The sequence below is a fragment of the Gillisia sp. JM1 genome, assembly GCF_000424645.1.
Classification (GTDB): Bacteria; Bacteroidota; Bacteroidia; order Flavobacteriales; family Flavobacteriaceae; genus Gillisia.
Genome location: NZ_KE384218.1, coordinates 1,344,183 through 1,370,072 on the forward strand (window position 1 = coordinate 1,344,183; position 25,890 = coordinate 1,370,072).

Annotated in this window: 24 protein-coding genes; all 24 read left to right on the plus strand. The window is 31.6% G+C overall.

What is annotated here, in order from left to right:
- Positions 1 to 56 precede the first annotated feature (56 nt).
- The 24 genes from H033_RS0109285 (at position 57) to H033_RS0109395 (ending at position 25,795) form a co-directional block, all read left to right on the plus strand.
- Positions 57 to 1,643, plus strand: coding sequence for a hypothetical protein (locus H033_RS0109285; RefSeq protein ID WP_026838074.1), 1,587 nt, complete (start codon positions 57 to 59; stop codon positions 1,641 to 1,643).
- A gap of 140 nt (positions 1,644 to 1,783) precedes the next feature.
- Complete coding sequence (locus H033_RS0109290; RefSeq protein ID WP_026838075.1) at positions 1,784 to 3,658, plus strand: hypothetical protein; 1,875 nt, start codon at positions 1,784 to 1,786, stop codon at positions 3,656 to 3,658.
- A 131-nt stretch (positions 3,659 to 3,789) separates the two neighbouring features.
- Positions 3,790 to 4,788: an SDR family oxidoreductase gene (locus tag H033_RS0109295; RefSeq protein WP_026838076.1), complete on the plus strand. Its 999-nt coding sequence runs from the start codon at positions 3,790 to 3,792 to the stop codon at positions 4,786 to 4,788.
- A gap of 175 nt (positions 4,789 to 4,963) precedes the next feature.
- Complete coding sequence (locus H033_RS0109300) at positions 4,964 to 6,244, plus strand: nucleotide sugar dehydrogenase (RefSeq protein WP_026838077.1); 1,281 nt, start codon at positions 4,964 to 4,966, stop codon at positions 6,242 to 6,244.
- 325 nt (positions 6,245 to 6,569) lie between these two features.
- Complete coding sequence (locus H033_RS0109305) at positions 6,570 to 6,803, plus strand: hypothetical protein (protein WP_026838078.1); 234 nt, start codon at positions 6,570 to 6,572, stop codon at positions 6,801 to 6,803.
- Complete coding sequence (locus tag H033_RS0109310; protein ID WP_026838079.1) at positions 6,803 to 7,120, plus strand: type II toxin-antitoxin system RelE/ParE family toxin; 318 nt, start codon at positions 6,803 to 6,805, stop codon at positions 7,118 to 7,120. Before H033_RS0109305 ends, H033_RS0109310 begins: the two co-directional genes overlap by 1 nt.
- Positions 7,121 to 7,499: 379 nt before the next feature.
- Positions 7,500 to 7,832: a four helix bundle protein gene (locus tag H033_RS0109315; protein WP_026838080.1), complete on the plus strand. Its 333-nt coding sequence runs from the start codon at positions 7,500 to 7,502 to the stop codon at positions 7,830 to 7,832.
- 304 nt (positions 7,833 to 8,136) lie between these two features.
- Complete coding sequence (locus tag H033_RS0109320; RefSeq protein ID WP_026838081.1) at positions 8,137 to 9,534, plus strand: nucleotide sugar dehydrogenase; 1,398 nt, start codon at positions 8,137 to 8,139, stop codon at positions 9,532 to 9,534.
- Between the two features lie 5 nt (positions 9,535 to 9,539).
- The gene (locus H033_RS0109325) at positions 9,540 to 10,472 is read left to right on the plus strand and encodes a UDP-glucuronic acid decarboxylase family protein (RefSeq protein ID WP_026838082.1); all 933 of its coding nucleotides are present in this window, start codon (positions 9,540 to 9,542) and stop codon (positions 10,470 to 10,472) included.
- Between the two features lie 45 nt (positions 10,473 to 10,517).
- A complete protein-coding gene (gene pseB / locus H033_RS0109330; RefSeq protein ID WP_026838083.1) occupies positions 10,518 to 11,534 on the plus strand; it encodes a UDP-N-acetylglucosamine 4,6-dehydratase (inverting) in 1,017 nt (338 codons plus the stop codon).
- Between the two features lie 3 nt (positions 11,535 to 11,537).
- Positions 11,538 to 12,230: a pseudaminic acid cytidylyltransferase gene (gene pseF, locus H033_RS0109335; RefSeq protein ID WP_026838084.1), complete on the plus strand. Its 693-nt coding sequence runs from the start codon at positions 11,538 to 11,540 to the stop codon at positions 12,228 to 12,230.
- Positions 12,227 to 13,114 (plus strand): dTDP-4-dehydrorhamnose reductase family protein, encoded by an 888-nt coding sequence (locus tag H033_RS0109340; RefSeq protein WP_026838085.1) that lies wholly within the window; start codon positions 12,227 to 12,229, stop codon positions 13,112 to 13,114. Before pseF ends, H033_RS0109340 begins: the two co-directional genes overlap by 4 nt.
- Entirely contained in the window at positions 13,101 to 14,162 is a 1,062-nt protein-coding gene (locus H033_RS0109345; RefSeq protein ID WP_026838086.1) for an N-acetylneuraminate synthase family protein, read from the plus strand. The genes H033_RS0109340 and H033_RS0109345 overlap by 14 nt, the downstream gene beginning before the upstream one ends.
- A 5-nt stretch (positions 14,163 to 14,167) precedes the next feature.
- The gene (locus H033_RS0109350) at positions 14,168 to 14,716 is read left to right on the plus strand and encodes a GNAT family N-acetyltransferase (protein WP_026838087.1); all 549 of its coding nucleotides are present in this window, start codon (positions 14,168 to 14,170) and stop codon (positions 14,714 to 14,716) included.
- A 227-nt stretch (positions 14,717 to 14,943) separates the two neighbouring features.
- Positions 14,944 to 16,131, plus strand: coding sequence for a UDP-N-acetylglucosamine 4,6-dehydratase (locus H033_RS0109355; protein WP_026838088.1), 1,188 nt, complete (start codon positions 14,944 to 14,946; stop codon positions 16,129 to 16,131).
- Between the two features lie 70 nt (positions 16,132 to 16,201).
- A complete protein-coding gene (locus H033_RS22055) occupies positions 16,202 to 16,339 on the plus strand; it encodes a four helix bundle protein (protein WP_231367584.1) in 138 nt (45 codons plus the stop codon).
- Between the two features lie 197 nt (positions 16,340 to 16,536).
- Entirely contained in the window at positions 16,537 to 17,700 is a 1,164-nt protein-coding gene (locus H033_RS0109360) for a LegC family aminotransferase (RefSeq protein ID WP_026838089.1), read from the plus strand.
- A 3-nt stretch (positions 17,701 to 17,703) separates the two neighbouring features.
- Positions 17,704 to 18,594 carry a methionyl-tRNA formyltransferase gene (locus H033_RS0109365; protein WP_026838090.1) on the plus strand — a complete coding sequence of 297 codons (891 nt, stop codon included), beginning with the start codon at positions 17,704 to 17,706 and terminating at the stop codon, positions 18,592 to 18,594.
- Positions 18,595 to 18,599: 5 nt separating this feature from the next.
- A complete protein-coding gene (neuB, locus tag H033_RS0109370; protein ID WP_026838091.1) occupies positions 18,600 to 19,610 on the plus strand; it encodes an N-acetylneuraminate synthase in 1,011 nt (336 codons plus the stop codon).
- Positions 19,607 to 20,764, plus strand: coding sequence for a UDP-N-acetylglucosamine 2-epimerase (gene neuC, locus H033_RS0109375; protein ID WP_026838092.1), 1,158 nt, complete (start codon positions 19,607 to 19,609; stop codon positions 20,762 to 20,764). The genes neuB and neuC overlap by 4 nt, the downstream gene beginning before the upstream one ends.
- Before the next feature lie 2 nt (positions 20,765 to 20,766).
- A complete protein-coding gene (locus H033_RS0109380) occupies positions 20,767 to 21,819 on the plus strand; it encodes a nucleotidyltransferase family protein (RefSeq protein ID WP_026838093.1) in 1,053 nt (350 codons plus the stop codon).
- Complete coding sequence (locus tag H033_RS0109385) at positions 21,820 to 22,500, plus strand: cytidylyltransferase domain-containing protein (protein ID WP_026838094.1); 681 nt, start codon at positions 21,820 to 21,822, stop codon at positions 22,498 to 22,500. It abuts the gene before it with no gap.
- 271 nt (positions 22,501 to 22,771) lie between these two features.
- A complete protein-coding gene (locus H033_RS0109390) occupies positions 22,772 to 23,794 on the plus strand; it encodes a hypothetical protein (protein WP_026838095.1) in 1,023 nt (340 codons plus the stop codon).
- A 189-nt stretch (positions 23,795 to 23,983) separates the two neighbouring features.
- Positions 23,984 to 25,795, plus strand: a complete 1,812-nt coding sequence (locus tag H033_RS0109395) for an ABC transporter ATP-binding protein (protein WP_026838096.1) — start codon at positions 23,984 to 23,986, stop codon at positions 25,793 to 25,795.
- Positions 25,796 to 25,890: the final 95 nt, after the last annotated feature.

The following is a 25,890-nucleotide window of genomic DNA, read 5'->3' on the forward strand; positions in this document are numbered from 1 at the left end:
TATTTTGGTTTAATGTCTTTATTTTACCTGTTAGCTTCAATTAAAAAATTAAATCAATGAATTTATATCTTAGAAAGAATCTACCTTTTGTTTTAATCTTTATCTTCTTAGTAATAATATTTACAATACTGAACAATCTCTTTTCAATAAGATTTGAAGAAAATGACGATGTTGCAATGTTGTTAATTTCATCAGGAAAATATAGTAATACCCCTGATAATCACTTAGTTTTTATCAACTTTATTTTTGGAAGCTTACTTAACGTGTTTTATTACTTTTCTTCCGAAATAGAGTGGTATACAATATCACTTGTTTTTCTAAATACAATATCAATTTCATTAATAGCAAATTTTATATTTAAATCATCTTATTCGATTATTTTCAAAATATTTTTACTGTTTTTTTTATTATCAATATTTATTAACCTCTCCATACTTCTTCAATTTACTAGGACAGCATCGATTCTTGCTCTTGCTGGATTAAGTATAATCTACAATACAAAACACAAATATATTGGAACTTTAATTTTTACAATTGGAACATTAATAAGGTTTGAAGCTGCGATTCTTATATTTCTTATATCTTCTCCATTATTCTTGTTACCAACAAGAAAACTTAAAGATTATTTTTATGACAAAAATTTTAGAGTTATAATACTTACCATAGTAATCTCTTTTATCTGTAAAGCAGCTGATTATGCTTATTATTACACTGATCCCGAATGGAAAAATTTTATGGAGTACAATAAGCTTCGAGGAAAAATTAATGATAATCCAAATATAAAAAGTTATAATTTCGATCTACCAGAGGATGTTTTGCTAGAAGACTTCCAACTCCTGGTAGATGCATCTACTAACCCTTCTGCAATTACTTATAGTAAATTAGAAAAAATTTATCAATCCATTGATAAAAGGTCATTTAGGCAAAAACTCAGTAATAGCAAAATAACGTTTTATCGTTATAATTACTTCATCATACTTTTAATTTTCATAACATTTTTAATATTTTACCATAATAAAAAACAGAGACTTAAAATATTATTAATATTTTCATTATTCGGGACGGCATTAATTTATATCTCTTTAAACGCATCGGTTAAACCAAGAGTTTTTTTTCCGGCATTTTTCAGTGTAATACTCTTTTTAATCTATTTAAACGAAAAGAGAGGAATTGAGATCATTAATTTGACATTACTTGCGCTAATCCTAGGGTTTTCTTCATATATCCTGCATTATTCCTATAGAAAAGAGCGTTCAAATGAAATTCTAAACAAAACATTTATTAAGCAATCTGCATTGATAAATGAATACTTAATTAGCAATAATAAATTAATACCCTTCGGAGCTGCTTATAGGGTGGAATTAGGTAACCCTTTCTGCTTGTCTACAACCTTTCCATCACAAAGTATTTTATTTCTTGGTTGGTTTACTCACATTCCATTTCATAAAGATAAATTAGATTCTTTTAGTTATTTTATTGATGGTTATGGTTTATTAGTGACTACGAGAAATGCGGAGGACGCCAAAAATCTTATTTCCTCCAGTATCCTAAAAAACAATAACATTAAAGTGACTCCTTACTTAATATCAGATGAGCAAAACATCTCAATAATAGAGTTTCGAACTAACCTTTCTATTAAATAAAACTAACAATAAATAAACTCCACTAAAAAGGACGTTTATTAAATCCGATAACTTAAACCTTTAAATAAATAACATCAATGGATTTCATAAAAAAATTAACATATAAAATCAATTTTTTTTAGCAATTTTATCAATAAAACATGGAGCTATTTAAATTAATCTTTATAGGGATTGCCTATTTATGTCTTACATTATACTGCGGAAGATACTTAATTAAGTTTTTGAAAATAAAATTCGAAAGTGAAATTATAAATATTTTACTAGGGTTTTTGATCATTGAAGCAGCTTCTTTCATCTGTTTTGTATTATTTGGAATTCTGGGTTTAATTTTTTTTTTATTTTCATTTATTCCTAACATTTTATTAATTTTCGTAATTTTTTTCAGAAAAATCTTTTATAAAGATTCCCTCCAAGTAAATTTCAGGAATTTCAAATATTTACTTGTGCCATGTCTTTTCTTATTTATTTGTATCACATTCACATTTTTAGCTGGGTCTTGGAATCAATTTATTTCAGTTTTAAATTTTGAGGGTGTAATTTATCACGATATTATTTACCATGGGGGAATTGTAAATTCTATAATTAATTTTGGTTATCCTGTTCGGGATCCTCAATTTTATGATCAAGTTCTCAATTATCATTTGTTCACCCATTTTTTAACAGCAAAAATTAGTTACATAACAGGTGCTAATCCATTTTTAAGTTATTTCTTTTTTCTAAATATTATTGGAATACTTTTATATTCGATTCTTTCAATAGCAGTGTCTAATTTTTTGCTTCGGCATACTCGTATTGAAAACAAAATCTTTCCTATCTCAGTTTTTACTTTAAGTTTTATCGCATTTTTCTGTAGTTTTTTCTTTGGAGGCTCTTTAAATGCGAGTTTTGTTTTTGGTTTTTTCTTTAGCTCTTCATTTCAGTGGCAATTATTTTTATTGCTTATTTTTTATTTTGTAGTAATGGAGGTGGTTCATTTTGAAAACTACTCAAAAAGAAATATGGCGATTTTGCTTTTATTGTTTTTTGTTGCATGTATTACTAAAGTTTCCTCCTTGCCTTTAATGATTGCCGGGATACTTTCATTATGCATCTTTTATGTTTTGTTTTTTAATAAAAGCTTTTTGAAGTATTGGAGCATTCTGGGAGTTTTATATATATTTTTCGGAATATTAATTTATTATATGTTTTTTTCCGGTAATAAATCCGATGGATCCATGATTGAATTTAATCTTGATATTATCGAAATTGTGCCTATTGTCGCATATTTTCGTTTGACGGAACCCTTGGTTCTATTAATCATTTTTTTTATTACTACGGCTTCATATAGATTTCTGTTATTCTTTGAATTGAAAAATTTTAATACTTGGTTTAGTGGAGCGATTCTTTTAACAGGCTTTATTTTAAGTCTTTTATTTAAACATGATCAGCTCTATTTTTTATTCCCATCAATAATTATATCTAGTCACTTATCCCTTAGCCTTCTATGGAATACAAGCAAAAGAAAATATTTAATTTTTCTTGCAATATCCTTAATAATTCTTTCCTTTTACCCAATAGCACACTTTGGACTTACCATAAGCAATAAGTTAAAAAGTGAAAATCATTATTATCCTATTAATTATAATCGGATGAAGCTTTTTGAGTGGTTAAATTATAATACTGATAAAAATGAAGTGATATTTACAACCAGTGTTATAGGTTCTCCTGAAAACACTGCAGATAATTTTTATCCAGCAGCCATATCTAAAAGAATATTTTTCCTGGGAGGATATAGATTCGGGGGCGTGGAAAATTTTGAAGATTTCGGAGAGAGAATTAATTTAGTTAAACACTTTGATATAAATAGCAAAAGTATTCATAATAGTTTACGAGCTGAAAATGTATCTTTTATTTTAATAGAGAAAAAAGGAAATTTTAATGATGACCTTTATTATAGGGCAAATAATATGAGTTCCAATAATTTATATGAATTAGTATATAAAAATGAAATGGGTTTGATTTTAAGGTTGAAATAATTTAAAAAGTACATGTAAACTACATTTTGTTATAGCTGAATTTATTTGGATTTTTTCACAATTCTTTAAGATTACTAATTTCAGACTTAAAATAGAAAGCTTAACTTTGCCGATTGATTCAAAAAAGATTTATGCATAAAGAACAATTTTCGAGATTAAGTTCTAAAAAAATATTGGTTACAGGTGGCGCCGGCTTTATAGGTTCTAATCTTTGTGAGAGGCTTATAGAACTCGATGCGAGTGTGGTTTGCCTGGATAACTTCGCCACCGGAAAAAGAGAAAATCTTTCTGCAATTATAGAACATCCCAATTTCACCTTAATAGAAGGAGATATTCGAAATCTTGAAACCTGCCATAAAGCAGCTCAAGGAGTTGATTATATTTTTCATGAAGCCGCACTAGGTTCGGTTCCCCGTTCATTAAATGATCCAATTACCACCAATGAGGTGAATGTATCAGGATTTTTAAATATGTTGGTAGCAGCACGAGATGCTAAGGTAAAACGCTTTGTATATGCGGCCAGCTCATCTACTTATGGAGATTCAGAAAATCTGCCAAAGGTGGAAGATGTGATAGGGAAACCACTTTCTCCTTATGCAATAACAAAATATGTAAATGAGCTATACGCTGATATTTTTAAATCTGCCTATGATCTGGATACTATCGGACTGAGATATTTCAATGTTTTTGGTAGAAAACAAGACCCTAATGGAGCGTACGCTGCGGTTATTCCTAAATTCGTTATTCAGTTGATGAACCACGAATCACCTTTGATTAATGGAGACGGAACGTATTCCCGCGATTTTACTTATATAGATAACGTAATTCAAATGAATCTTCTGGCGCTTACTTCTGAAAATAAAGAAGCCGTAAATCAGGTGTACAATACCGCAGTGGGTGACCGAACAAATTTATTGGAACTTACAGGTTTGCTAAAAGAATATTTATCCAAATACGATCCTGAAATAGCGAAAATTGAAATCAAACACGGCCCAAATAGGGCAGGTGATATTCCGCATTCCTTAGCTTCCGTAGATAAAGCTAAAACATTGCTGGGATATGACCCTCAGTTTAAAATTGAAGGCGGCTTGAAAGAGGCGGTGGATTGGTACTGGAGGAATTTGAAGTGAAGAAGTGGTGCTGTGATGCTGTGAAGAAGTGACGCTGTGAAGAAGTGATGCTATGATAAAAAACGAAGTAAAAATGTAATACAGTGACGAAGTGATGAATTAATAAAGTTAAAAAGAGACTACGTTACTCCATCACATGGTTACTCCTTAACTAATAAATTTAACAAATTAAGAAATGAACAATATTAAAATTGCTATAATTGGTTTAGGCTATGTTGGATTGCCACTTGCCAGATTATTTGCAACAAAGTTTCCTGTAATTGGTTTCGACATTAATCAAGCTAGAGTAAAGGAACTCATGACTGGAGTTGACTCTACTTTGGAAGTAGAACAGAATATATTAGAAGCATCTCTAGTAGATAAGCCATCAGATAAAATAGGGCTTTATTGCTCTACTAATTTAGATGACATAAAAGATTGTAATTATTATATTATTACAGTACCAACACCGGTAGATAAAAATAATAGACCAGATCTTACCCCCTTATATAAGAGTAGTGAAACGGTAGCAAAGGTACTTAAAAAAGGAGATATTGTAATTTATGAATCTACAGTTTTCCCAGGTGCAACTGAAGATGAATGTATCCCTGTGCTTGAAAAATTTAGTGGATTAAAATATAATGTGGACTTTTTTGCAGGCTATTCTCCAGAGCGAATAAATCCAGGAGATAAAGAGCATACCGTAGATAAAATCTTAAAAGTCACTGCTGGGTCAACTGCAGAAATTGGACAAAAAGTGAATGATCTTTATAAATCTGTCATTACAGCTGGAACCCATTTAGCTCCAACAATCAAAGTGGCGGAAGCCGCAAAAGTTATAGAGAATTCTCAAAGAGATATCAACATTGCGTTTGTAAATGAGCTAGCAAAGATCTTTAACATGTTAGATATAGATACCAACGATGTTTTGGAAGCTGCCGGTACTAAATGGAACTTTTTGCCCTTTAAACCAGGATTGGTTGGTGGACATTGTATCGGAGTGGATCCATATTATTTGGCACAGAAGGCACAAGAGGTAGGTTATCATCCTGAAATTATTCTTGCAGGAAGACGGATGAATGATTCTATGGGGCAATATGTGGCTTCTGAGGTTGTTAAATTGATGCTGCAGCATGATATTAAAGTAAAGGGGGCTGAAGTATTAGTGCTCGGAATTACTTTTAAAGAAAATTGTCCAGATGTTAGGAATACTAAAGTTGTGGATGTTATTAAAAATTTAAAAGAATATGGAGTAAATATTATCATATATGATCCGTTGGCAAATCCAAATGAGGTTAAGCATGAATATGGGTTGATAACATCTAAAACCTTACCGAATAAAAAGTTTGATTCAATTGTACTTGCGGTGGCTCATAAAGAGTTTTTAAAGTTAGATTTTAATGATCTTAAGTCTGATAATGCTGTAGTTTATGATGTAAAAGGAGTTCTAGGAGATAAATGTGATAAAAAATTGTGATGAAGTGAAGCTGTAACGTTGTAACGAAGTGACGCTGTGAAATAGTAATGTTGTGACGAAGTGATGAAGTAACGAAGTAATGTTGTAACGGAGTGAAGTAGTGACGCTGTGATATAGTAATGTTGTGACGAAGTGATGAAGTCAAAAAGAAACTATTTTTTTCCGTAAAATGGTAAACTCGTAACATGTAAAAATAAAACTACGTTACTCCGTCACATGGTCACTCCGTAACTACATTACATGTTGGCAACAAGCTGATCGGAACTCCATAAGAAAATTTAAGGATTGAATTAGAATTCGTATTTTTGATAAAAAGCTAGTCGAAATGGATTTACAGTCAAGAAAAATAGAGTTTGTCCAAGATTTTTTAAAACTTCAAAGTGAGGAAGCTATTTCTCGACTTGAAAAGTTACTTAAAAAAGAGAAAAAAAATGTTGTTGGAGAAGAATTTAAACCAATGACAAAAAAAGAATTGAATAAACGAATTGACCAATCTGAATCTGACTTTAAGAAAAATCGATTTAAAAAGACTCCAGAATTATTATCTAAATACAAATAATGAATTTAGAAATAATTTGGTCAGATTTTGCTGAGAAACAACTTGACGATATTTTCGAATATTATAAAAAAAATGCTAGTAATAAAGTTGCAAAAGAAATGGTTCAAAGTTTAATTAATGAACCTACTAGATTAGAAAAAGATCCATTTATTGGACCAAAGGAAGAACTCCTCAACGAAAGAAAAATCACATATAGATATTTAGTTTTCAAACATTACAAAATCATCTATTCGGTGGATGAAGAAAATGGATTTATTAAAATTGCAGATGTTTTCGGTACGCGACTAAAACCAACTAAAATAGAAAGATTCGGGTAATAACCAGTTGGCAACATCAATTAATGCAAATAGCGGGTGAATGAGTAAAAAGTGACGAAGTGAAGTTGTAATGAAGTAAAGTTGTGAAGAGGTGATGAAGTAATGTCGTGACGCTGTAATGAAGTGAAATTATGTTGAAGAATTATGCACAAAACTCGGTCACTGCGTCACATGGTCACTGCATTACATGTTTAAAGTGATGATGTAACGAAGTAATGTTGTGATGAAGTGAAGTTGTGAAAAAGTTAAGCTGTGAAGAGGTGATGAAGTGATGAAGTAACGAAGTGAAGAAGTAATGTTGAAACGAAGTGATGCTGTTATGAGACTAAGTTTAAATAAAACTGCGTCACTCCTTCACTGCGTCACAAATAACAAAAAAATGAAATCACACAAAGACTTAACTGTTTATAAAACAAGTATTGATCTAGTTGTCGCAGTTTATAATTTAACGAAAAGCTTCCCTGGTGAGGAAAGATTTGGTTTAACAAGTCAGCTTAGAAGGGCGGTGGTTTCTATTCCGTCAAACATTGCCGAAGGAGCTGCTAGAAATAGTAAAAAGGAATTTATTAGATTTCTATATATTTCATTAGGTTCGCTGGCAGAAGTAGAAACGCAATTGGAAATCGCAGGTCGGTTGAAATTTATTTCGGAAAATAAAGAATTAGAAGAACAATCAATTTATATTCGCAGAATGTTGTTGAAAATAATATAAAGTTTGAAAGAGTAACGAAGTAATGTTGTGACGAAGTGACGCTGTGATGAGAAGAAGTGACGAAGTAATGTTGTTATGAAATGACGCTGTGATGAGAAGATGTAACGAAGTGATGAAGTAATGTTGTTAAGGAGTGAACTATAATGAGCAACTATGTTGAATAAAAACTACGTTACTCCATCACATGGTCACTGCATTACATGTTTACTCCGTCACATGGTTACTCCGTTACTCTGTCACAAATAACAAGCAGGGACAGTGTTTCACTTAAATCATTGCTTGATAGAAAAAATATAATATATACATGAAACAAATCAAAAACATCTGCTGCATCGGCGCCGGCTACGTAGGAGGTCCAACAATGGCTATAATTGCGCAAAAATGTCCGCATATTAATGTGACTGTTGTAGATATCAATGAAAAAAGAATTGCTGCTTGGAATGATGAGGATGTGGAGAATATTCCTATTTACGAGCCGGGATTGTCTGATATAGTTAAAGAAGCCCGCGGAAGGAATTTGTTCTTTTCTACGGAAGTAGATGAAGCCATAGATAAAGCTGAAATGATATTTATTTCGGTGAATACTCCCACTAAAACCTATGGAATGGGTAAGGGTATGGCAGCAGACTTAAAATATATAGAACTTTGTGCTAGACAGATAGCGAAAGTCGCCAAAACAGATAAGATCGTGGTAGAAAAATCTACTTTACCTGTTCGAACAGCACAAGCGCTTAAGGATATCCTAGAAAACACAGGAAATGGAGTGAATTTTCAGATACTTTCTAATCCAGAATTTTTAGCAGAAGGAACTGCAGTAGAAGATTTATTATCACCAGATAGAGTACTTATAGGTGGAGATATTGATACACAAAAGGGCAAGGAGGCAGTTAATGCTCTTGTTGATGTATATTCCAATTGGGTTTCTAGAGATCATATTTTAACTACCAATGTGTGGTCTTCAGAACTTTCGAAACTAACAGCTAATGCCTTTTTAGCTCAGAGAGTATCTAGTATTAATGCGATGAGTGAATTGTGTGAAAAAACTGGAGCAGATGTTAATGAAGTTGCAAAAGCAGTGGGGATGGATACTAGGATTGGTTCAAAATTCCTACAATCTTCAGTAGGATTTGGCGGCTCTTGTTTTCAAAAAGACATTTTAAATTTAGTTTATATCGCCAAATCATTCGGTTTGAACGAAGTGGCAGATTACTGGGAACAAGTTATTATATTAAATGATCACCAGAAAAAAAGGTTTGCCGCTAATATTGTTAAAACACTTTATAATACTGTTTCTGGTAAAAAGATTGCCATCTTAGGTTGGGCTTTCAAGAAGGACACTAATGATACCAGAGAATCTGCAGCTATATATGTTTCAGATTATCTATTAAATGAACAAGCAGAAATCGTGGTCTATGACCCTAAGGTTACTGCAGAACAAATTTATGCAGATCTTGATTATTTAGGAACAAGAACGGAGGCGGAGAATAGATTTCTAGTAAAAGCGGTGGATTCAGCTGAAGAAGCTTGCAGAGATGCTCATGCTATCGCTGTTTTAACAGAGTGGGATGAATTTAATGAATTAAACTGGGAAGAAATTTATCGGAACATGCTCAAACCAGCATTTTTATTTGATGGAAGAAGATTATTAAACAGAAAAGCAATAGAAAGAATTGGTTTCGACTTTTACGCAATAGGTAAATAATAAATATGAAAAGAATTTTAATAACTGGAGGTGCAGGATTTTTGGGGAGTCATTTATCAAAACGGCTTTTGGAAGAAGGCAATGAAATATTATGTGTAGATAATTTTTATACTGGATCAAGAAAGAATATATATGAGTTGTTAGATCATAAAAATTTTGAACTCCTGCGGCATGACATCACACACCCGTTATTTGTAGAGGTAGATCAAATTTATAATCTTGCTTGCCCTGCGAGCCCAATCCATTATCAATTTGATCCAGTTCAAACTACTAAAACCAGTGTAGTTGGTGCCATAAACATGTTAGGTTTAGCGAAGAGGTTGAAAATACCTATCCTTCAGGCAAGTACTAGCGAAGTTTATGGAGATCCCCAAATTCACCCCCAACCTGAAACATATTGGGGTAACGTAAATACGATAGGGCCCCGTGCATGTTATGACGAGGGTAAAAGATGTGCTGAAACCTTGTTCTTTGATTATTATAGACAACATAATTTGGAAATTAAGGTAATTAGGATTTTTAATACCTATGGTCCAAACATGAATCCTCAAGATGGAAGAGTGGTAAGTAATTTCATAGTTCAAGCCCTAAAAGGGGAGGACATCACAATTTATGGTGATGGAAACCAAACCAGAAGTTTTTGCTACGCCAGTGATTTAATTGACGGTATGGTGAGAATGATGAATTCACCAAAAGAATTTACTGGACCTGTAAATATTGGGAATCCAAATGAATTTACAATGCTAGAATTGGCTAATTTGATTCTTGAAATCACAGAAAGTAAAAGCAAAATTGTATTTCAGGAATTACCTCAAGACGACCCATTACAAAGGCAGCCTGTAATAGATTTGGCTCAGAATAAATTAAATTGGAAGCCTAATATTGAGTTGGAAGCCGGATTAATCGAAACAATAAAGTATTTTAAAAACATAATTTAACCGCTTTTAATTTTTATAAAAATTAAGGCTTTAATAACATATAATATGAATCTATTAAAAGACAAATCAGTTTTAATAACTGGAGGAACTGGTTCACTTGGCAAAGCTCTTACTTCTCATATTTTAAAAATTCAACCTGAAATTAAAAAATTGGTAATTTTTTCTCGTGATGAACAGAAGCAGTTTGAAATGGCTCAGGATTATCCTGCAAATAAATTTCCTCAAATTAGATTTTTTATAGGAGATGTAAGGGATGAAGCAAGGGTTAAGCGCGCTTTGAAAGGGATAGATTTTGTTATACATGCTGCAGCCATGAAACATGTTCCAATTGCAGAGTACAATCCTATGGAATGTGTAAAAACCAATATTATGGGAGCCGAAAATATTATAAATGCTTGTTTGGAAACTGAAGTTTCAAGAGTAGTTGCTTTATCTACAGATAAAGCCGCTGCTCCTATAAATTTATATGGGGCGACTAAATTAGCTTCGGATAAGCTTTTTGTTGCAGCCAATAATATTACAGGCTGGAATCCTATAAAATTTTCTGTGGTAAGATACGGTAATGTTATGGGATCGAATGGCTCAGTAATTCCTTTTTTCCTGAAAAAGAAAAAGGAAGGTATATTGCCAATTACTGACCCAACAATGACCAGATTTAACATCTCACTACAAGGAGGAGTAGACATGGTAATGCATGCGTTAGAGAATGCTTGGGGTGGTGAAATTTTTGTTCCTAAAATACCATCCTATAAAATCACTGATGTTGCCGAAGCAATAGGACCTGAATGTGAGAAACCAGTGGTTGGTATTCGGCCGGGTGAAAAAATACATGAGGAAATGATTACTTCTTCCGATTCATATTATACATATGATCTTGGTAAATACTATACTATTCTTCCTTCAACGCATAAATGGAAATTAGAAGAATTCATCTCTAAATTCAATGCTAAAAAAGTGGAACCTGGATTTCAATATAACTCAGCTGAAAATAAAGATTGGGAATCTGTGGATGACCTTAGAAAGTTGATAAAAATGCATGTGGATCCAATTTTTGAAGTATAGAAAATGAAGAAACTGGCGATTATACCTGCACGAGGAGGAAGTAAAAGAATACCTAGGAAAAATATTAAACATTTTTTGGGAAAACCTATTATAGCTTATTCAATTGAAGCGGCTTTGTCTTCGGGCTTGTTTGATGAAGTTATGGTTTCTACCGATGATGATGAAATCGCGGTAATAGCTGAGAAATATGGAGCTAGTGTCCCTTTTTATAGAAGCAAAAAAAATTCGGATGATTATGCAACTACCGTAGATGTAATTGATGAAGTTATAAGTGAATTCAAGAATAGCGGTAAAGAATTTGAATATACTTGTTGTATTTATCCATGTGCTCCTTTAATTTCTAAAATTAAATTGGAAGAAAGTTTTCAGAAATTAGTTTCATTCAATTTAGATTGTGTTTTTCCAATTGTTCGTTTTGGTTTTCCAATTCAAAGGGCTGTTAAGGTTGATAATAATAATTTAATAAAAATGTTCCAACCAGAATTTATGCAAACTCGTTCACAAGATCTGGAAACATCTTATCATGATGTAGGACAATTTTATTTTTTTAAAACTTATGAAATTTCAAAAAACAAAAAATTATGGACTGAAAACACTGGTTTTATAGAACTTGCAGAAATTGAATCACAAGATATTGATAATTTAGTAGATTGGAATTTGGCAGAATTAAAATATAAATTAATTAATAATATATGAGAATTCTTGTAACTGGTGCATCTGGTATGTTAGGAGCAACCTTAGTTAATCTGCTATCGGATCAATTTACAGTATACGCTACTGGTAATTCTAATTTTGAAAATTCTTTTTCCCGTTATAAGAAGTTTGATTTATCCACAGAAAATTACAATGAATTAATTAAGTGGTCAACCCCAGATGTTATCATACTTTGTGGAGCTTTAACAAATGGAAATTACTGTAATGATAATCCTGAAATAGCTTTTAATATCAATGGTGTTTCAGTTATGAAATTCATTGATGCTACAAGTGAGAATGTTAAATTAATATATATATCTACAGATGCGGTATTTCCATCAGCATTACATTTTGCAAAAGAAACTGATTGCGTATTTCCAGAAAATATATATGGAAAATCCAAAGAGCTAGGAGAGTTTTTTTTAATAAATTCAAATAGAAAATTTACAATTATAAGAACTACAATAGTAGGATTAAATATTAATAAAAGTAAAAGTGGTTTTGTAGAATGGATTATCAATTCTTCAAAAAATAAGGAATCCATCAGCTTGTTTGAGGATGTTTTTTTTACACCAATAACTATTTGGGATCTCTCTAAAGAACTGTGCTTTTTAATAAAAAACAATAATATTTCCTCTGAAATATTACATATATCTGGAAAATCCATTTGCACTAAATACGAGTTTGGAAAATCCATATTAGATGCATTAAATATTGATAGTAGTAAGGTAAAAAAGGGATCAATAAAATCTTTCGAAGACAGAGCAAAAAGATGTACTGATCAAACATTAGATTGTACGAATTATCAAAATAAATATCATCGAAACTTGCCATCATTGGTAGAAACGATTTCAACAATTAAAAAATATTATAATGAACAGTATTAAATTAGGAAATAGGATAATAGATGATAATTCTTTATATTTTATTGCTGACATTGGAGCAAATCATAATGGATCTTTAGAAAAAGCAATAAAACTAATTCACTTAGCAAAAGAAGCTGGTGCCGATGCTGCAAAATTTCAAAATTTTCAAGCAAGTAAAATAGTGAGTAAGACTGGTTTTGACAAAATGAAAGGAAAATTTTCACATCAATCAAAATGGGATAAATCTGTTTTTGAAGTGTATGAGGATGCAAGTATTTCTAAAGATTGGACAAAAATATTAAAAGAAACATGTGATAAAGTAGGAATAGATTATTTCACGAGTCCTTATGATTTTGAATCTGTGGATTTGGTGAATCCTTTTGTAGATTTTTATAAGATAGGTTCTGGAGATATATCATGGTTAGAAATAATTGGATATATTATAGATAAGAAAAAGCCTGTATTAATTGCTACAGGTGCATCAAGTGAAGAAGATGTAAAAAGAGTCATGGAGTATTCTTTAGCAAAAACTGATGAGTTAGTATTAATGCAGTGCAATACTAATTATACAGGTTCTTCGGAGAATTTTAAATATTCTAACTTAAATGTTTTAAAACATTATGCCAAACAATACCCCAATACTGTTTTAGGCCTTTCAGATCATACTGCTGGTCATGCAACTACATTAGGCGCAATTGCTTTAGGTGCTAGGGTAATAGAAAAACATTTTACGGATGATAATAATCAAGAAGGACCAGACCATGGTTTTGCAATGAATTCAAAATCATGGAGAGACATGGTAGATAGATCCTATGAACTTTTAAGTGCTTTAGGAGATGGGGTTAAAAAAGTAGAACCAAACGAGGAGCAATCACAAGTTGTACAAAGAAGATGTTTAAGAGTACGTGAGGATTTAACTAAGGGACATGTTTTATCCGAAGAAGACTTTATCTCATTACGACCAATTTCTGAAAATGGAGTACATCCATATGAAAAGGATTTATTTATTGGTAAACAATTGTTAGCAGACATTGAATCTGGAGAACATTTAACAAAAAACATGATTTAATAGTTATGATAAAAGGAGATGTTGTTGGTCTAAGAGCTGTAGAAAAGGAAGACCTCAAGTTATTTAGGGATTGGAGAAATATAGTTGATTTTAGAAGGAACTTTAGAGAGGTAAGAGAATTATCTCTCACAGATCAAGAAAAATGGTTTGAAAGCTTACAGAGCACAAAGCATATTAACTTTATGTTCACGATAGTTGAGTTAAAAACAAATAAGCCAATAGGGGCTGCAGGCTTGTTATATATTAACTGGATAAATAGATCTGGAGATTTTTCTTTTTATATAGGAGAAAATGAGAGCTATATTGATGGAGAAGGTTATGCTAAGGAAGCAGCTGAATTATTAATTAATTACGGCTTTTCAAATTTAAATTTGAATAAAATCTGGATGGAATTATTTGAATTTGACATTAACAAACTTGATTTTTTTAAAAATGAATTCAATTTTGTTACGGATGGAAAGCTTAGGGAAAATTGTTATGAGGGGGGTAAATATTACGATTCGTATATAATTTCACTATTGAAAAAAGAACATGAAAATTTTTATATCCAGTAAAAGTTATTATGGCTTTTGAGCCCATTATCGAAAAATTACATTTTTCACAATAATAAGCTATGAATTAAATATGAAACATTATCAAAGTTTATTTTGTAAAATATCTAATTTAAATTGAGGACAATCATTATCCATTGAGATGATGAATTAAATCACCAAAGACAATTTTAAGAGAAGTGATCTCTTATTGATTGTTTTATAGTAAAAAACCATTATTAACATTTTAAATGAATATATTAAATTTAATAGGAAGAAATAAACCCTTATTTGAGGATGATATCCTCCTATATGAAAATAAACTTTCAGAAATAATTTCCGGATCTTCATTCTTAGTTCTGGGTGGTGCAGGATCTATAGGCCAGGCAGTAACAAAGGAAATTTTTAAAAGAAAACCACTTAAAATGCATGTTGTTGATATCAGCGAAAACAATATGGTTGAATTGGTGAGAGATATTCGCAGTTCTTTCGGATATATTAACGGAGATTTTAAAACTTTCGCACTGGATATTGGTTCTCTTGAATATGAAGCTTTTATAAAAGCCGATGGAAAATATGATTATGTTCTAAATCTTTCCGCTTTAAAACATGTTCGTAGCGAAAAAGATCCTTTTACATTAATGAGAATGATCAACGTCAATGTTTTTAATACCGATAAAACCTTGCTTCAATCCATTGAAAATGGTACCAAAAAATATTTTTGTGTTTCTACAGATAAAGCTGCTAATCCCGTAAACATGATGGGAGCTTCCAAACGGATAATGGAGATGTTTTTAATGCGCAGAAGTAAGGATATAAAGATATCTACTGCCCGTTTCGCCAACGTTGCTTTTTCTGACGGCTCTTTATTGCATGGGTTTAACCAACGAATTCAAAAAAAACAGCCTATAGTAGCTCCTAATGATGTGAAACGTTATTTCGTAACTCCGCAGGAAAGCGGGGAATTATGTTTAATGTCCTGTATATTTGGGGAGAACAGGGATGTCTTTTTTCCGAAATTAAGCGAAAAATTACATCTTATTTCATTTGCGGATATTGCTGTTAAATATCTGGAACAATTGGGTTATGAGCCTTATCTTTGCAAAAATGAGGAGGAAGCCCGCGAGCTGGTAAAAACTTTGCCTGATCAAAAAAAATGGCCATGCTTATTTACAGGAAGTGATACAACCGGGGAAAAAGATTTTGAAGAATTTTTTACAGATAAGGAAATTTTGGACCTTGAAAAGTTTCAAAATTTAGGAATTATTAAGAATGAATTGAAATTGGAAAACGAACAACTTCAATTATTTGAAGAACAGATTGCTGAGTTCAGAACTTCTAGAAGTTGGAATAAAAATGAAATCATAGCTTTGTTCCATAAAATGATACCAGATTTCGGTCATAAAGAGACTGGTAAATATTTAGATGCTAAGATGTAAGATTTATGTTTATGTGATGAATTGTTTAACTGATTAATATGAACAAATTTAATTTCGAAAAATTAGAAGTGTGGCGAGATGCGAAGGATTAACACATCAGGTATATAAAGAAACAAAGGATTTTCCTAATGAAGAAAAGTATGGTCTAGTTAGTCAGTTGAGAAGGGTAATCATATCTGTAACTTCAAATTTAGCTGAAGGTTCTTAGAGAATGTCACCAAAATATCAGGCTCATTTTTACCATTTAGTAGTTTGATGGAAATATTGAGTCAAATTATTATAAGTTTTGAATTAGGATATATTCCTGAAGAACAATCATTTAGAATAGAGATATCTAAAATCGCGAATAAATTAAATTCACTTAGAAAAAGTAGTCTCAATCCCGTCAACAAATAAACAATTAAATTGAATAGCTTGGATAACAAGAAGAACTCAAATACTATCAAATTCATTCGAGACATCTACTCTTCAAAGGATGATTTTATTCCACTACACGAACCGCGATTTGTTGGGAACGAAAAAAAATATCTTCTGGATACTATAGATTCTACGTTTGTTTCCTCTGTAGGAGCTTATGTTAATAGGTTTGAGGATATGATGCAGAGGCTTACCCAAACCAAAAAAGCGATAGCGGTTGTTAACGGGACTTCCGGAATACAAGTGGCCTTGCGTTTGGTTGGAGTTAAAGATGGAGATGAAGTTTTAACCCAAGCCCTTACTTTTGTAGCTACAGCCAATGCAATTGCTTATAATGGAGCCAAACCGGTTTTTCTGGATGTCGATCTGGACACAATGGGACTATCTCCGGGTGCGATTCAACATTTCTTAGAAGAGCATGGTGACCTCCGAGAATATGGATGCTATAATAAGAAAACAGGAAATAAAATAAGTGCTTGTTTACCAATGCATACTTTTGGTTTCCCGGCTCGTATTGATGAAATAATTAGGATATGCAATATTTGGAAAATTCCGGTGGTTGAAGATGCAGCTGAATCTTTGGGCAGTGAATATAAAAGTCAACCAACCGGAAGTTTTGGTGAAGTAGGGGTTTTCTCCTTTAACGGAAACAAAATAGTGACCAGTGGAGGGGGAGGAGCAATTGTTACAAATAATGCTGCTTTAGGAATTAAAGCGAAATATTTAACCACTACGGCTAAACAACCTCATGCCTATGAGTATGTTCACGATGAGTTGGGATATAATTATAGAATGCCAAATCTTAATGCAGCCCTGGCTTGTGCACAACTTGAAAAACTTAACTGGTTTCTTGAAAAAAAGAGGGAGTTGGCAAAAAAATATGAAGAATTTTTCAAGGGAGCAGATGTTAAATTCAGGACAGAATTACCGGAGACAAAAGCTAATTACTGGTTGATGTGTGTAGAGCTTGAAAACAGAAATGCCAGAGATTTGTTTTTAAAAGAAACCAATGAGGCAAAGGTAATGACCAGGCCGATCTGGGAATTGATGTATAAATTGCCAATGTATCAGGATTGTTTTAAAGATGAACAGGTAAATGCTAAATTCTTAGTAGATAGAATAGTGAACATTCCAAGTTCCGTGAAAAATTAAATAATGAAGAAATTTAGAATTGGTTATTTTGCAGATGGGCCATGGTCTCATCTAGCTTTTGAAAAAATTAACCAAGATCCAAGATTGGAGATTGCTTTTATTGTTCCAAGATCAGATACGAAAGATTATACTTTAAAAGCTTATGCCGATAAATTTAGTATTGATTATTTTAAATGTGAGAATGTAAATTCGGAGGATTCACTAGAGAAGATTGATGCTTACAATTGTGACATTCTGGTATCAATGAGTTTTAATCAAATTTTTAAAGAGGAAATTATTAATTTGACCCCAAATAAAATAATTAATTGTCACGCTGGTAAATTACCATTTTATAGAGGTAGAAATATATTGAATTGGGTTCTAATTAATGATGAATCAGAATTTGGTATAACTGTTCATTATGTAGATAAAGGTATAGATACAGGTGACATTATATTGCAAAGAACATTTCCTATATCTGAAAACGATAGCTATTCTTCCTTATTAAATGTAGCATTTACTGAGTGTGCTAATATATTGTATGATTCCTTAGTGTTATTTGTTGATAATAAAGTTAATCCTGTGGTTCAAAACACCATCCATCATTTAGGTATGTATTGTGGTAGGAGAGTTGACGGGGATGAAATAATTGATTGGAATGATACATCGAGAAATATTTTTAATTTTATTAGGTCTATATCAACCCCTGGACCTCAAGCAAACGCAGTGATAAGCGGAAAAACAGTAAAAATAAATAAAGCTAAATATTTTAAGGATGCACCTCAATATATAGGAAAGCCAGGGCAAATTCTTTCTAAAACATCTGGAGGTTATTTAGTGAAAACAAAAGATTCTTTTATCGAAGTTTTGGAAGTCGATTCTAAGCTACGGATAGGTCAAAAATTTGAAAATTAACAGCAATGAAAAAAGTTTTAATAATAGCTGAAGCTGGGGTTAATCATAATGGATCTCTGGAGACAGCAAAACAATTAATTGATGCAGCTGTAGATGCGGGAGTAGATTATGTTAAGTTTCAGACTATTAATGCAGATAAGATGGTTACCAGATCGGCAAAAAGAGCCGATTATCAGGAGGTAAACACTCAGAATTCCGATTCGCATTATGAAATGTTAAAAAAGCTAGAGCTTTCAGAAGAAATGCATCTGGAATTGATTCATTACTGTGAGAGTAAAAATATAAAATTTTTATCTACAGCTTTTGATTTGGAAAGTCTTACTTTTTTAAAATCCTTAGGATTAAAATTAGCTAAAATTCCCTCTGGAGAAATCACCAATTTGCCTTACTTGCGTGCTATGGCTAAACTTTTTCCTGAAATAATTCTCTCTACAGGAATGGCAAATATGGATGAAATAAAAGCCGCTTTTAAGGTGTTATTAGAAAATGGGACAAAACAAGAAAATATTACAATTTTGCATTGCAATACGGAGTATCCTACCCCAATGGAAGATGTCAATTTAAAAGCGATGTTAGACATTCAAAAACAGCTAAATACAAAAATTGGTTACTCAGACCATACTTTGGGGATTGAAGTTCCAATTGCCGCGGTGGCTTTAGGAGCGAAAATGATTGAAAAACATTTCACTTTAGACAGGAATTTACCAGGGCCGGATCACAAAGCGTCTTTAGAGCCGAAAGAATTAAAGGCAATGGTCACCTCTATTCGGAATATAGAAATTGCGATTTCAGGTTCCGGAATAAAAGAGCCTTCTCCATCAGAGGCAAAAAACAAACCTATTGCCCGAAAAAGTATTATTGCTTCTCAAAACATTAAGAAAGGTGAATTATTTTCAGAAGAAAATCTAACTATTAAACGACCAGGAATTGGTATAAGCCCAATGAAATGGGATGAAATTATTGGGAAAGTAGCGGATAAGGAATATATGGAAGAGGATATAATAAAGGAAATTTGAGAAAAATAGCTATAATTACTGGAACAAGGGCTGAATTTGGATTATTGAGTCCATTAATTGATGAAATTCAAAATGATCAGGAAATGCAATTACAACTTATTGTAACGGCGATGCATCTTTCTCCTGAATTTGGATATACTGTTGATGAAATAGAAAAGAAAGGTTATAAAATTGATAAAAAAGTAGAATGCTTACTTTCATCAGATTCAGCCATGGGAATAACCAAATCTATTGGTTTGGCAATGATTGGGTTTGCGGATGCTTTAAATGAATTATCTCCGGATTTGGTTATCATTTTAGGAGATCGTACCGAAATGTTGGCTGCTGCGACTACAGCAATGGTAGCAAATATACCTATCGCACATATACATGGAGGCGAAACTACTGAAGGCGCTTATGATGAAAGTATCAGACATGCTATAACAAAAATGAGCTTTCTTCATTTTGCTTCTACAGAAATATATAGAAAGAGAATAATTCAGTTAGGGGAGCATCCAGAAAGGGTATTTAATGTAGGTGCAATAGGTTTGGATTCCATTAAAAACCTTGATTTATTAGACAGAAAAGAATTTGAAGAATCCATCGATTTTAAGCTGGGTAAACAAAATGTTCTTATAACCTTTCATCCTGTAACCTTAGAAAATAATTCTGCAAAGGAACAGTTTCAGGCCATATTGGAGGCTTTGAAAACGCTTAAAGACACTCACTTTATTTTTACCCACGCAAATTCTGATAGAAGTGGCCGTATTATAAACCAAATGATTGAGCAATACGTTGGTGAAAATAAGAATATAGCGGTTAGTTTTAAAAGTCTTGGTCAGTTGCGCTACCTATCTGGTTTACAAAACGTAGATGCAGTTTTGGGCAATTCCTCCAGCGGAATAATGGAGGTGCCGTATTTTAATATTCCAACAATTAATATTGGAGATCGCCAGAAGGGAAGGGTCATGGCCGAGAGTGTAATAAATACAAAGCCTAAAAAGTGCGATATTATAAAAGCCTTGGAAAAAAGTTTTGATGATTCGTTTATAGCAAAAATAAAGGACCAGGAACAACTTTATGGTAAAGGCGATACAGTAAAAAAAATCATGAAGGTTTTATCAATTCCTGCTTCAGAAGATTTAAAGAAGTCTTTTTACGACATAAAATTTTAAACATGAAATTGGAAAATTTACTTATCCATAAGGACAAAACAATCTTAGAAGCATTAAAACAACTGAATGGCCTTTTGTACATAAGCCATATAAGCAGACTTATTTTATTTGTTGTGAATGACGACCAATCAATTTTGGGTTCAATAACCGATGGAGATATCCGTAGATCTTTAGTGAACCATGCAGACTTGAATTTAAAAGCCGGAGCTATTTGTAACAAAAATTTTGTTTTTGAATATGAAAAGCCGGGGTTTTTAGACTTACAGGCTTATCGAAAGCGGGATATAAAAATACTTCCAGTTTTAAATGCCGATAAAAAATTAGTACGCATTGTAGATCTGGACAAAACGAAGGCTCAACTGCCCTTGGAATGTATGATTATGGCCGGGGGTAGAGGTAAACGCTTAAGTCCATTAACCGATACAATTCCAAAGCCAATGTTAGCCTTAGGTGATAAGCCAATAATTGAGTATAATATTGATAGGCTAATAGCTTTTGGAATAAAAAAAATATATATATCAGTAAAATATTTAGGCGAGCAAATTGAGGAGTATTTTGGAGATGGTAGTAGTAAGGGTATTAGTATTGAATATATTTGGGAAGAGGAATTTTTAGGCACTGCTGGAGCATTGTCTTTAGTTAAAGAATTTAAATCTGAACATGTTTTATTAATGAATAGTGATCTATTTACGAATGTAGATTTTGAGGATATGTATATGGAACTTATTAAAACAGGAGCGGATATGACAGTTGCTTCTACCGAGTATAAAGTTGATGTGCCATTTGCAGTCTTTGAGATCAACGATTATCAAGTAGTTAATTTCAAAGAAAAACCTTCCTACGTTTATCATTCAAATGCAGGAATATATATCTTGAATAGAGCGCTGATTAATAAAATACCAAAGAATCAGTTTTATGATATCACAGATTTAATGGAGAAACTTGTAAATGAAGGAGGTAAACTGATCCATAATCCAATAGTTGGTTTCTGGATTGATATTGGTAGTCCAACGGATTATAAGCAGGCTAAAGAATTTGTAAAACATTTAAAATAGATGATAGCGATAATACCGGCAAGAGGTGGCTCAAAAGGAGTACCCGGAAAGAATATTAAGGAATTAGGAGGGAAACCCTTAATCGCTTACACAATTGAAGCGGCTTTAAAATCTAAACATATTACAAGGGTAATTCTTAGTACAGATAATCTGGAAATTGCTAAAGTTGGAAGGTTATATGGTGCGGAGGTGCCTTTTATGAGACCCAGCCATTTAGCTAGCGATACTGCGAAAGCCATTGATGCTTATAAGTATACTTATGAACGTTTGGAAAAAGAAGAAAATATAGAAATTTCTGAATTTGTAATTTTACAGCCTACCAGCCCGTTTAGAACAGCAAATCACATAGACCAAGCAATAGATTTATATAAAAATAAAAAAGCAGATTCTGTAATTGGTTATTGCCCGGAACATCATCCAATCATTTGGCATAAATATATAGCTGAGTCAGGAAAAATAGAATCAATACTTGAAGGGACTATAAGAAACAGGCAAGAAGAGAAGCCCTCTTATTTTCCAAATGGTGCTATATATATATTCAAGCGGGAAATAATAGAACAAGGTATTTATCACACAGATAATACCTATGCCTTTATTATGAATCGGAAGGATTCTGTTGATATTGATACGATTGAAGATTTTGAATATGCCAATTTTTTAATTGCCAAAAATAAAAGCTAGACAAAAAATCTTCTAAGCCGTAATTTATAAGTGGGATATTCATACCAATATGATGGTTTTTTTTTACCACTTTTAACTGTTAAATTAACAAGATTGAATTTTGTTATTCCTAAAAATTCTAAAAAGATTCGATAAATAAAATAACTAAATATAAAAGATTTCACAAAATTAAACCTTTTTTAAATATCAATAATTAAATACACAAACACTAGATAAAAATCAAATAAATTTTAAAACTCATTTGATTTTTATCTAGAAATTATATTAGTTTATGAATAAAGAAAAGGAAAAGGAAAAAGTTCATAATTATTTTATTATTACGAATAGCTACATGCATAATAGCATTTCTCAAAAATTAATGGAGGAGTATGGGTTTAAGGAAGAATATAATATTTTCATGTATAAATATCCCTTATTTAAACAACATAAAAAGAAAAATTCTAAAGTTTTTAATAAAGTAATTGGTATCCCCTTTTTTAAAACAAAGTATAAAATAGTAAAATGGATTAATTTTTTTATATATATAATTTATTTTTCGTTTATTTTTTTAAAAAACCCACAACAGGGTAAGTTAGTAATTGGAAACTTTCTATATAATGGGAATAGATTTATAGCCAATGTGTTTACCCATTATTGGGAGACTATTTTCATTTTGGATGAAGGAGCATCAACTCTAAAGATTTATGAAGATCGATCAAAATTTAAAAATAAAGTGAGGTTTATAGATCGCATATTTTTTACTTATCAACCAAAAATTAGTTTGATTTTTTATACAATTTTCAACTTGCCACCAAATCAACATGACGAGATTCATCGTATCGAAAATATTTTCAACATAGATCAGAGAAGGATAATGAATAAATCTAAATCATTACTCTTTATAGGAACTTATTTGGTCGAGGCAAAATTAATTTGTAAAGAAGATTTCAATGAGCTTCTGTACAAATTGAAAATTAATAATCAAAATATTGCGATTATTTATGCGCCACACCCTAAGGAGAGTTATATATATGATAATCCGCTTATTAAAGACTTAGGTATAAAATTAATAAACTCCGATGAATCCATCGAAGAATATTTATTAGCTAATCATTCAGACTTTCAAATTATAGCATCCAGTGTTAGTACTGGTTATTTTTATGCAAATAATATATTGGGGGATTCAGTGGACTATCAAACATATATTTTGGATATTAAATTACCCTCCGGGGAAAGTCACCTACAGTTTCAATCGATTTATAAGGCAATAAAAGATAAACTAACTGGGTTAAATAGTAAGGAAATCAAAGTTTGAATTATTTCAAAACCGTGATTAAGTGTTTAAATATTGACTGTTTAGTCCAAAAAAATAAAAAAATATACTTGATAAATAATTTATTTCCCATGTTACAGCTAAAGATGTATTAGAAATACTGATGATTCAAAATTTCAATAGAAGAGGTGTTAAGGAGTTATTTATTTTTTTAAAATTAAAAGATTGAATATGAATATAAAACAAATGGCAAAAAAGAATTTTCAATATTTATTTTATTTCTACGGATATTTAAGATACAGGATTTTTGTTGCCTTTTCCTTGAGTTTTCTTAAGGGAGTATTGGATGGTTTTGGATTAATCATGTTTATTCCCTTATTGAAGATTACAGATTCTAACCAATCGAGTTCTACTGGTGATGAACTTGGAAATCTAAGTTTTCTCCCCAAGTTTCTTGAGGGTTTAGGATTAACTCTTAATATTCAGACAGTTTTAATAATTATCCTTTTATTTTTTGTGCTTAAAGGAATTGTTGTCTTTATCGAAGGATATACCCGGGTTGTTTTTCAACAATTATTTATGAGAGAAATTCGTATTACGAATATAGACCTATTAAATTCTTATAACTATAGCAGCTTTGTTAAAGCCGATTCAGGGAAAATTCAAAACACTTTTAGTGGGGAGGTAGAAAGAGTTAATTTAGGCTATACCAGATATTTTAAAACAATTGAATATGGGGTGTTGGTTTTAGTTTATTTGGTCTTAGCATTCTCGGCAAATGCGAAATTTGCAATAGTAGTTTTAGTTCTAGGTGGAATTAGTAATTTCCTTTTCAAATGGCTTTTTAAAAAAACAAAAAAACTATCACTAAAATTCACCTTAGCTACGCATGCTTTTCAAGGTTTGTTAATTCAGCAGGTATCTAGTTATAAATATCTTAAGGCATCAGGTCTTAATCGGTTTTATGGAGAAAAATTAAAAGCAAATATTTCTGAAATTGAAGATGTTCAGAAAGATTTAGGAATTGTGAGCTCTTTACTTACTGCTCTAAGAGAACCTATTTCAATTCTGGCGGTAGTTGTGGCAATAATGGTACAGGTCACATATTTTGATTCCAATATAAGTTTAATAGTTTTAAGCTTATTATTTTTATATCGGGCTCTTACCTATTTAATGGCACTACAAGAGCAATGGAATTTGTTTCTAAGTGTAACTGGGTCTCTGGATAATGTACAGTCATTTTCACTGGAATTAAAAGAAAATAGAGAGCAAAATGGGAATATAGAATTCGAGGGGTTTAATGAAAAAATTTCTTTGAAGAATATTACGTTTAGTTACGATGATAATTTGGTTATTGAAAATTTAAATTTGGACATCAAAAAAAATGAAACAGTTGCTCTTATAGGAGAAAGTGGCTCTGGTAAGACAACTTTAATGAATATTTTAGCCGGATTATTTATCCCTTCCCAAGGAGATGTTTTGATTGACGGGAGAGATATCTTTTCATTGAATCTATATTCTTTAAGAAAAAAAATAGGATACATTTCTCAGGAAGCACCTATATTTAATGATACTGTTTTTAATAATGTTACTTTTTGGGCAGAAAAAACTTCTGAGAATTTAGAAAAATTTAAAGAAGCAATTAAAAAAGCCTCCGTTTATGATTTTGTATATTCTCTTCCTAAAAAAGAAGATGAATTTCTGGGTAATAATGGTATAAATATAAGTGGCGGGCAAAAACAAAGATTGGCAATTGCAAGGGAATTGTTTAAAGATGTTGAGTTACTTTTTATGGATGAGGCTACTTCAGCGTTAGATGGGGAGACTGAAGCCGCGATCAAGTCAAATATTGATAAGTTAAGAGGCCAGTATACTATTATTATCATTGCTCATCGACTTGCAACTATAAAAAACGCTGATAAAATTGTCCTTCTAAAGAATGGAAATATCGGTGTAATAGGAAGTTTTCAGGAACTATTAAAATCTTCAAGTGATTTTAGACAGATGACAGAATTACAAGGAATGTCTGTTAAAACTCCATGATTATACTATAAAGATGAGTAATTAATAAATAATCGGAAATTCTTGATAACAAATGTTGTGATTTCACTTTGATTATTCATCTACTTTAATTTGGA